6 protein-coding genes are annotated in these 10,789 nt (G+C 40.3%); 3 read left to right on the top strand and 3 right to left on the bottom strand.

All coding sequences use genetic code 11. The annotated features are described in order from the left end of the window. Positions 1-80 precede the first annotated feature (80 nt). Positions 81-3,572, bottom strand: a complete 3,492-nt coding sequence (locus tag CALSC_RS13875; RefSeq protein WP_088241919.1) for a response regulator — start codon at positions 3,570-3,572, stop codon at positions 81-83. A 1,194-nt stretch (positions 3,573-4,766) separates the two neighbouring features. Here CALSC_RS13875 and CALSC_RS13870 point away from each other — a divergent pair. The 3 genes from CALSC_RS13870 (at position 4,767) to CALSC_RS13860 (ending at position 8,337) form a co-directional block, all read left to right on the top strand. Then, positions 4,767-5,786 carry an ABC transporter ATP-binding protein gene (locus CALSC_RS13870; protein ID WP_088241918.1) on the top strand — a complete coding sequence of 340 codons (1,020 nt, stop codon included), beginning with the start codon at positions 4,767-4,769 and terminating at the stop codon, positions 5,784-5,786. A gap of 130 nt (positions 5,787-5,916) precedes the next feature. Further along, on the top strand, positions 5,917-6,822 hold the full coding sequence (locus CALSC_RS13865) for an ABC transporter permease (RefSeq protein ID WP_088241917.1): 906 nt from the start codon (positions 5,917-5,919) through the stop codon (positions 6,820-6,822). A gap of 231 nt (positions 6,823-7,053) precedes the next feature. Then, entirely contained in the window at positions 7,054-8,337 is a 1,284-nt protein-coding gene (locus CALSC_RS13860) for an APC family permease (RefSeq protein ID WP_088241916.1), read from the top strand. Positions 8,338-8,593: 256 nt separating this feature from the next. On the opposite strand, the gene CALSC_RS13855 is transcribed toward CALSC_RS13860, so the two are convergent. Further along, positions 8,594-9,589, bottom strand: a complete 996-nt coding sequence (locus tag CALSC_RS13855) for a hypothetical protein (protein WP_088241915.1) — start codon at positions 9,587-9,589, stop codon at positions 8,594-8,596. A 23-nt stretch (positions 9,590-9,612) separates the two neighbouring features. Further along, complete coding sequence (locus CALSC_RS27480) at positions 9,613-9,858, bottom strand: hypothetical protein (protein ID WP_088241914.1); 246 nt, start codon at positions 9,856-9,858, stop codon at positions 9,613-9,615. Between the last annotated feature and the right edge of the window lie 931 nt (positions 9,859-10,789).

Here is a 10,789-nt window from a genome sequence, read left to right as displayed (position 1 = left end):
ACTGTTGACTGTTGGCAGTTAGCTAACCTTAAATTTATATGTATGGCAGGTGTTTATTTATTGAATTTTCCATCGATAATCTAGAGATTAGCCAATACCTCTGGTGTCACAGCAAAAGTTAAAACTGTTTCATCAACTCCTTTTAATTCTAAAGGACGACCCTTAGTAATTTCCTCATCTTCTAAATAATCTGCTACAGCAGCAGATGCTAAAATTCCCCCTGGTTCAGCAGCTTGCTGCAATCTCGCAGCAATATTCACACTCGGTCCAATAGCAGTATAGTCCGCACGTTCCTTGCCACCAAACATACCAACAACGGCTGTACCTTGGTGAATCCCACAACGGAATTGCAAACCATAACGTCCGTCTGTTTCAAACAAGCCTCGTTCTCGCCATTTTTGATTTAATTTATCTAAGGAACGATACATAGCTCTAGCAGTATCAATAGCACGATGTACCTGCTCATTGGGGGTGAGGTCTTCTGGCGCACCAAACAAAGCTACAATCGCATCACCCATAAATTTATCCACAGTCCCGCCATTATTAAATACATCTTTGGTCATAGCTTCCAAATACTCATTGAGTAATTCTGCCACTTTTTTAGACCTCAGGGTATTAGACAGCTGGGTAAAACCAACAATGTCACTAAATAAAACAGTAATCAACCGTGGTTCTGGACGTAAATCAAGGATTAAATCCCCATGTGCAGCCTTGTCTACCAATGCAGGTGGGAGAAAACGCTGGAGTACAGATTCTGTCAGATAGGAATTTAATTCCAAAACCTGCTTTTCATTCTCCTTCAAGGCTAAAAGATTCTTTACCCCTGCTAAAAGTTCCCGATCATTAAATGGTTTAGCCAAATAGGCATCCGCACCCTGCTCTGTACTACTAATCCGGGTTTCTTCATCAACTTTGGCTGTTAATAAGATAATTGGTATTCCTCTTAAATTCTCTTGATTGCGAATCATCTGAATCATATCCAGCCCAGATACCAAAGGCATCATCAAATCGCTGATAATCAAACTGGGTGTGATTTGCTTCGCCATCTGGAAACCTTCTGCACCGTTACGAGCAGTTTGCACTTTATAGCCACTGGCTCTAAGGATGTCAGATACATAAATCCGCAAATCTGGATTATCATCTACAACCAGAATTAAGTGTCCCTTACCATTAGTCGAATTCTGATATTCTTTATTTTCAGGCAGTTCTATGGCAAACTTTTGCAAATCTTCTATAGATTCAATTAGTTCTAAGTCGGCTAACTCTACCGTTGCACGATTTATATTAACTTCAGTCGCAGTTTCTTGAATCTGTTCTGGAGGTAGGTGATTGACTCCAGATTTTAAAGAAATTGTAAAGGTAGTACCTTCACCATAAACTGACTGGACGGAGATGTTACCTCCATGTATTTCCACTAATTCTTTCACCAACGCCAAACCCAAGCCCGTACCCTCATAGGAACGATTTTCTGAGCCTTCTGCTTGACGGAAACGTTCAAAAAGATGGGGAATTTGGTGATCTGCAATACCAATACCAGTATCTCTTACCTCTAATACACAATTCTCGTTAGTTGGTTTGACTGTGATCCTAATCGTACCACCGGGGGGAGTAAACTTCATGGCATTTGATAGGAGATTGTACACCACCTTGTCAAATTTTTCGGCATCTAAGTATACCTGGGGACAGGGTTCTAATTCAGTCACAACCCTGAGTTCTTTCTTTTCACAATAAGGACTAAAAGACTCTACAATTTGGTTGACAAATTCCACTAAATTGCAGGGACGGAAAGAAGGCTGCATTTTATTGGCATCAAGACGTTGGAGATCTAGCAGTTGATTTACCAACCTCAGTAAACGTCGGGAATTTCGCAGAGCGATCGCACTTTGTTCTGAAGATAAACCATTACCCGTAGTGACTGCGGATTCTAATGGTCCTTGAATTAAAGTAATGGGAGTACGAAATTCGTGGGAAATATTTTGGAAAAATTCTGTTTTTTGTTTATCCAACTCTAACAATATTTCCGCTTGTTCCCGTGTTTTTTGATACAATCGAGATTGTTGTACAGCGATCGCTGCTTGAGCTGCTACTGACTTTGCTAGTTCAACCTCTGAATTAGTCCATTGGCGAGCTCTACCAATTTCACGGAGGGTAATACTACCAATACTTTTACCATCTGCCAATAGGGGAACAACCATTAGCGATCGTGATACGTCTCTCAAAGGCAGATCAAAACCTTTATCTTGTTGAGAAATATTATTCATATCTCCAACAATTACTGGTTCTTGAGTCCGCAACATTTCCTGGAGAATTGGGTTTCCCTGAATAGGTACTTGGGACTGGGGTAATTTCTGATGGTTAGGAATAGTACTATTCCCAAGACTTTGATTCTCTTTTTTTACCGTAGCATCATATAAACCCACACAGTCTACATACTCATCTTCCTCTGTCCATAAAGAGAGGACACAACCATCAACCTGTAATGCTTGTCCCAATTGTTGGGTAATAGCAGCAAAAATTTCCTGAGGGTCTAAACTAGAACGAATTGAATTAGTAATGGTATTAATTAATACTTCTCGTTTAGCCAAAGAACGCACTTGTTCATAGGCATAAGCCTGAGATAAAGCCAAAGCTGCTTGATCGGCCAGCATCATCAACATTTTGACTTCATCATCTTGCCATACTCTTTGCTCCTGTGGCTGGGATCCCTCTACTCCAGCACACTGATGCAGAGCCATGACAGCCATTAACTCTTGGCGACAAATTAGAGGTAAAATGAGACTAGAAGTAACATTAGCCTGAGCAAAAGCTGCGGCACGGTGTTGAAGTTCTACTGTATCGCCACAAATGCGTTCATCAGTGGTAATATCCTGAATTACCTGCATTTCATAGGTTTCCCACACTGTCTCAGTTAACACAGACAGGTGAGTAGTATTACTCACTGAATTTCCTGGATTTTCCTGGTTAGCTTGCTTCTGATATACAAACCCTTCATCAACCAACTTGCCATTTTGGAAGGGACGTAAAAGACATACATCCACTTCCAACATATGACCTACACTATCAACAATAGTTTGTAGAATTTGCTTATAGTCTAAAGCTCCACGAATGGTATTTGTTACCGTATTCAGCAGGGATTCTTGACGTAGAGTGCGAGTCAACTCCTGTGTCCTAGCTTTAAGAACATTATGGGTATCTAAAGCTTGACGAACAAGAACTTTCAGCTCTTCTGCTTCCCAAGGTTTGGTGACATATTTGAATACTTTACCAGTATTAATAGCATCTACCAAATCTTCTACATCGGTATAGCCAGTTAAAATTATTCTGATGATGTCTGGGTATTGAGTTGCTGTCAAACTCAGAAATTCTGTCCCACTCATCATTGGCATTCTTTGATCGGAGATGATTACAGCCACATCCCCTTCTTTTGCTAATAAATTGAGTGCATCCGGACCAGAAGTAGCTTTCAGTACCTTATATTGACGATAAAAGGTTCGGTACAGCAAATCTAGATTATCTTGTTCGTCATCGACAACCAAAATTGTCGGTTTACTTTTTTTTACTTGGGATTTCATGCACTGCTTCCCTGCTTAAATAGCAGTTGAATAAATAATAATTTGCCTGAATAAGAATAATAATTAGTCAAATAAGAGCAGAAAATTGGGATACGGAACCTCATCGGTTCATTTTTATATGAATTTCATGAATATTGAATCATATTTTTTCTCCAGGCTTGGCAGCATTTTCCGTCAGATTCTCATCACTCGTGAGTTTATCCTGTGAATTTTTGTCTGCCAATTTTTTCCCACCTCCAAAAAAACTGATAATACGATTTTTAATTTTAGATTTTATACTTCGTCATGAGTGCTCAGTCGAACGATTTGGGATTGTGAAAGATTTACTACATAAGCTTTGCTTTCTTTCCATCTGTGGCAATCATTTTTATCTCTTGGTATAAGTAAAACACCCAGTACTCAAACTTGGCTTCAATATTCCAGTTGTAGTCCTTAACGGGTGACAACAAGGATAAAATTAGGAATGGGGTTAGGTTTAGCAGGGTCAGGGTTTAGGGAAAAATAAGCTCTAATTACCCTTTGAATGTTAGATTACATCTGAGGTAAATCACATGTTACTTAAATGTCTGACCACTTTCAGGTTATTCACAGATTGCAATATGAAAAAATGGGATTTTCCCATCACCTCATAACCAACCCCCAAATCCTGTATCCATTTCAAGCTTCTTGTCACCCCCTGAGGTTGTAGCCATATCTTAATTCTTCCCGTCGTCAAAGCATTCCTAACACTTTTTAGTAAATTTGATTGACGGCAATAATTATAAATGACAGACAATTATCTAAATTGAAACTCCAAAATAAGTATATTATTAGACTTTTTATTAATCATGCAATAGTAATTCCCCTGATAATTAGCTACTCAATTTATTGATATGGTGTAGAGATATGTGTATGAATACGGGGATATAGCACTATGCGTAAGTAATAAGTAACAAGTAATAAGCAATAACTCCCGGTTCGCCCATTTGAAATTGAGTTAGTAAAAATGTAGAACGAAATAATCAGGGTTTTAGCATTTGATTTAGATTGTGAGCGCAAGTGGGTGTATTAATTTTGCCTCCAAATGTCACCAAAAAAAACCTGATAAATTTGCCTCAAGATTTGTTTCGTGCCATAACATACCCTACTTCTGCCCTTAACTTCTAAAATAGAGATAGACTTTGTTGAGATTTGTATAGTTAAGGCTAACTTGTCATGGCTCCCGCCGTCTTCATTGAAAATCTGAAAAAGTGCTACAGTTCGGTTGAAGCCGTTAAAGATGTATCTTTTCAGGTACAACCAGGAGAAATTTTTGGTTTACTTGGTCCCAACGGCGCAGGTAAAACTACTACCCTCCGGGCATTATGTACTCTGATCACACCGGATGCAGGCAAAATAGAAGTATCTGGGATTTCTGCGATCGCCAATCCTAGAAATGCCAGAAGAAGGCTTGGTTATGTGGCTCAGGAAGTGGCGTTAGATAAAATGCTAACTGGACGGGAACTGCTGCAACTACAAGCAGCACTTTATCATCTTCCTCAGTCTGCTATCCCTGCACGGATTGATGCGGTTGTAAAGTTATTAGGTTTACAAGAATATGCTGATCAAAAAACTGGTACTTATTCCGGTGGTATCCGCAAGCGTCTGGATTTAGCTGCTGGCTTGCTCCATTCCCCAGATGTATTGGTATTAGATGAACCCACCGTCGGATTAGATATTGAAAGCCGATTTATCGTCTGGGAATTTCTCCGCAAGTTGCGGGAAGCGGGAACTACGGTATTAATTACCAGCCATTATTTAGAAGAAGTGGATGCCCTCGCTGATCGGGTAGCTATTATTGATCGTGGTGTAGTAATTGCTACTGGGACACCATCAGAATTAAAAGATCGGGTAGGTGGCGATCGCATTACTTTACGTATCCGCGAATTTTCCCCTGTTGAAGAAGCCCACAAGGCTCAAGCATTATTGCAATCACTCCCATTTGTCCAAGAAATTATCATTAATAATGCCCAAGGGAACTCTTTGAATTTGGTTGTCACCCCCGAACATGGTCTAATCAACAATATTCAGGAAACTTTAAATGGTGCTGGATTACCCGTGTTTGGCATTGCCCAATCTCGACCCAGTTTAGATGATGTTTATCTGGCTGCTACGGGACGTACCCTATTAGATGCAGAATTAGCTGCTGCTGGAACCCGTGATCCAAAAGCAGAAAAGAAACAAAATATGAGATAGATGCTGAAGAGGAGTGTAGAAGGGAAGGAGGGAAGGAGGGAAGGTAATGAAAAATTACAGGCTTCCAACTCCTAACTTCCTATTTTCCCATCCAAAATCTAAAATCTAAAATCTAAAATCTAAAATTGCCATGAGTAGAACTGTTACACCTCCAAAATCATCAACGGATATTAACAATTGGCAGGAAATAGCATCGCCCCAGGGTTATGCAGATACTGCACCTAACTTTTTTGCTGAATTAGTACAAGAGACGATGGCTTTAACCCGCCGCTTATTTATTCAGCTCAAGCGCCGTCCTTCTACTCTTCTGGCAGGAATTGTTCAGCCGGTAATGTGGTTAGTACTTTTTGGTGCTTTATTCCAAAATGCACCCAAGGGTATTTTTGGAGCTACGACAAATTACGGTCAATTTTTGGGAGCTGGTGTCATTGTTTTTACTGCTTTTGCGGGGGCACTTAATGCTGGTTTACCAGTCATGTTCGACCGGGAATTTGGTTTTTTAAATCGATTGTTGGTAGCTCCCTTAGCATCTAGGTTTTCCATTGTTCTAGCTTCTGCCATTTTTATCATTAGCCAAAGCTTCCTGCAGGCGGCTGTCATTGTCACCGCAGCAGCGTTTTTAGGGGCAGGATTACCAAATTCTGCTGGCTTAGGTGCGATCGCTCTGATTGTCTTTTTACTCGCCTTGGGCGTGACTGCCATCAGTTTAGGATTGGCTTTTGCTCTCCCCGGACACATAGAATTAATCGCAGTCATTTTTGTCACTAACCTGCCATTACTGTTTGCCAGCACTGCCTTGGCTCCATTATCTTTTATGCCCAATTGGTTGCAAATTGTAGCTACCCTCAACCCTCTCAGTTATGCCATTGAACCCATTCGCTATCTTTATATTCATGGTGATTGGCAACTGAGTAGTGTAGTAATGCAAGCTTTTTGGGGTGATGTGACTTTTGGTGGTTCGTTGCTGGTACTGTTTGGGTTTGCCTTGGTATCATTACTGATAATTCAGCCACGATTGCGACGTACTTTAGCTTGAAAATGAGGGGCAGGTGGAAAAAGCTTGCTATATCTGGATTTTAGCTTTTCAATTTATCCTAACCTTAAAGCGTAGTGCTATATATTAGAAAAATTTAGTAGCGATCGCGTCCAGTTTGGATTTATAGCACTACGCAATTAGGGCGCGGACATTATTGAAGACTAAAACCTATGAGCAGTAAACTTATTACTTGTTACTTGCGCGTAGTACTATAAACAGCAGGAATTTCATATACCTACAACTAATCCCCCAGCCCAACTGAAACGGGAATTAGGGGTTTTTGCTGCGACTTTCATGGGAGTGGGTTCTATTATCGGTACGGGTGTGTTTGTAAGTATTGGCATTGCTGCTGGCATTGCTGGTGCGGGGGTGCTCATTGCATTAGTAATTGGGGCAATAGTCGCCACCTGTAATGGACTCAACAGCGCCCAATTGGCAGCCAATCATCCTGTAAGTGGTGGCACCTATGAATATGGTTATAGATATCTGAATCCGGCTTGGGGCTTTACTGCTGGCTGGATGTTTTTAGTGGCAAAGACTGCTTCTGCGGCGACGGCGGCTTTAGGTTTTGCTGGCTACTTGGTACGTATTACTGGTTGGGATGCCAACTTATTGATTCCCATTGCCTTAATCACTGCGATCGCCATGACATTCATTGTACTTAATGGCATTCGTCGCTCCCATATTACCAATGTGGTCATTGTATCAATCACACTGTTTTCTTTATGCTTTTTTATCCTTGCTTGTCTGACTCGGGGGATGGCAGAGGGTGTAAATAATCTTACACCTTTACTTACTGCTTCTGGAACTAATGTACTTCATGCCAGTGCTTTAATGTTCGTTGCCTATACAGGTTATGGTCGGATTGCTACATTGGGAGAAGAAGTGCGATCGCCCAGAAAAACCATTCCTCAAGCCATGATTTTTTGCTTACTGTTGGTAATGGTACTTTACATGGCAGTGGGAGCTGTCGGTATTGCCGCAGTGGGGGTAGATGTTTTTAATCCAGTCGATTCCTCTGCAAGAATTGCATCCCTAGAAATAGTAGCCCAAACAGTCATGGGAAAGGGTGGCGCTTTAATTGTCACCGTAGGTGCAATGACAGCTATGTTGGGAGTATTACTCAACCTCATTTTAGGTTTATCACGAGTTTTGTTGGCAATGGGTCGTCGCGGAGATGCACCGAGGTTTTTAGCCAATTTGAACCAGCAACAAACCACTCCCTACTGGGCTGTATTTTCTGTTGGTACAGGTATTTGCCTATTAGTCTTGCTGGGAAATGTCAAAACCACTTGGTCTTTTAGTGCTTTTAGCGTACTAATTTACTATGGGATTACCAATTTAGCAGCTTTACAACTAACTCCGTCAACAAGACTTTATCCCCTTTGGGTAACTTGGTTCGGTCTCGTGTCCTGTTTTTTTCTAGCTTTTTGGGTAGATTCACTAGTCTGGCAAATGGGCTTAGGTTTGATAATTTTGGGGTTAATCTGGCACAAAATTCGCCAAGGTCGGTAGAGGCAACCCTTATAAATATTATCGTATAGGGAAAGAAAAAGTATCATATTTCCCTTATCCCCTTGTATCCTCGTACCAATTTGAAAAATGATTGTGACAGATATAAAGAAAGAAAAGCTTATATAGTAATTCTTTCACAATCCCAGACAATTGTTCATAGGGAAAACCAACGCCATTCATCTACAACGCTGGCTCCCCAAGACCACACTGTCCTCAAAACCTAAAATCTAAAATCCCAAATGGTATCACTATATGCTTAGCCAGAATTAGCATCTTGGTATATTTTTAAGTTCCAAGTATAAAAACCTATTTTACCGGGAACCCGAGAGAACCTACCAATTCTATGACCTCTGGAAAGTTCATTCAGAACTGCACTTTTTATGTGTCTGATTTGTTCTTCAGTGAGTTCACCATAAATACCATCCATAATTTCCGCTACACTGAAAGCTTTTTTCGGTCTGTCTTGCAGTAATGATGACATGGCATCAATCAGGAATTTACCCTCATATTTAGGGGCTAAGGGAATGCTCCTTGTTTTCGGAATCAGCAACGGCTTCTTGGTAGTTTTTTTACCAAGTTGAGATTTAGCTTTACCTTTTTTGTGGGCTACCTTACTTAAATCGTAGGTATAACAACCTGGCTCATCTGGGACAGCAGACCAATAGCCCTTTTCTTTCCCGTGGGTGAGTGAAGAGTGAACCCGACCTTTGACTACCTTAAATAAAGTTGATTCCAAATCTCCATAGAGCGATCGCACTATAAAATCAATATGGCACACAGTTCCTTCATTCTCTGCCAATATCTTTTCTATAGCTTGAATGCGACTTAAAGCTCTATGTTGGGTTAATAATGGTATCTCTGACCAATGGCTGGGGTTGGGGTAGTTGGCTGGATATCCTTGTGGGATTGGAGAGGAAACTACTTCTGGCTCAGGTGAATCATGCAACTCCAAGCTATCTGAATCTTGCATCTGAGATGGAATAGACTCAGATTGTAGTAAATTTGCAATCCCGTTACTTGGAGGTATCAATGCAGATGGTGCAGTTTGCCTCATATCAACTAGATTATTTTTGGCGCTATCACCAGACCAATTCGATAATAAACCTTCTACATGAATCAGTTGAGCCTGTGCTTGTTTGTACAAAGTTTCATACTCTGCGACAAGAGCAGCATAATGGTCTCGTAACTCTAAAAGAGGTTGCAGAATTGGTTCCAGCAATGATTTCGGAGGAGGCTGTAATTGTGGCTTCATTGAGGTCTTGATTAAATTTCCAGTTAGTTAAAATCTATTTCGCTGTTATAAACCATCGCTCTAGGCTTGGCTTTTTGAGAGCGCATAATAGATTTTCTTGATGCTTGGGGAGGACGACATCGTTCACAGTATAAAGGTCTAGGTCCATAAGTTTCCCGTTTTGTACTCTGATTGCACTGTTTACAGACAAAGTTAAAAACCCTAGTACGAATCAGTCGTTTATGCGCTCTGACAGTGTACTCTCTAACATTTACATACTTGCTTGCCATAATCAGAAATGATCTATTTTCGTCTTATCAATATAGCTATTCCAGCAGATAAAGTCTCATCAGTATGTATCCAACTACAATTTTTGCAAACAAAACATGACTTGTGAGCTAAAAATAGAGAAAAAACATAATGAAAGATATTCAAAGATGAACCCTAGCATATACACAGACTTACTGACAGGTAACGTAAGTATATAGCTATTTCCAGTTGGATACAATACAAAAATGATTAGTAATATGTAGGACTGGCGAGGAATACACCTCACAGGAGTGTATTGGACCCAAGTGAAACGCTCCATAACCATTGCGACCCAAGGAGGCAATCCCAAACACCTGACTTATTTTAATGAGTGCGTAAGTCCTGATACAATTAATTTCCTTTGAGGATTCACAAAAACATTAATGATCATATTTATCCGAAAACGAAGATGGCGATAGTAGGAGGGGATAGAAACTCCTTTCAGTAATTTAAGATATCTTCACATGATTAATGTTGACAATCGAACTTTTCAGACTACAAATAATTACTCTAATCAAGAGCAATAATTATTAATTCTTTTGAATTGTACCTACTGGGTGAGCGATAAGGAAGCAGGCTGGTAGTAATTATCAAGCCCGTTTGAACAATTATCTATAAAATGGGGAAGAAAACTTTCATTTACATGCATAATAAAGGAGACTTATATAAGTGTATATTATGCATCGAGGTAAGCTAAAATGATTACAATTTTTAACTATTTTTGAGTTGGTTATCCCTACTAGCTAGCCAGAAAATAGGGGTTAAATGTTAGGGGTCAGGGGATAGGGAAGAAGTATCTATGACGCTTCGCGTCAAGCTGTGCTTTTCTTTAAAGCCCACAGGGCTATACATTCTTGGTTGTGTACAAACGTACTCTACAAGAAGGCTGCGCCTACATAAGGGACTGAATTG

The organism is Calothrix rhizosoleniae SC01 (assembly GCF_900185595.1).
GTDB lineage: Bacteria > Cyanobacteriota > Cyanobacteriia > Cyanobacteriales > Nostocaceae > Calothrix_A > Calothrix_A rhizosoleniae.
Note: the sequence above shows the minus strand (reverse complement) of the source record. Positions and strands in the feature narration are given on the sequence as shown.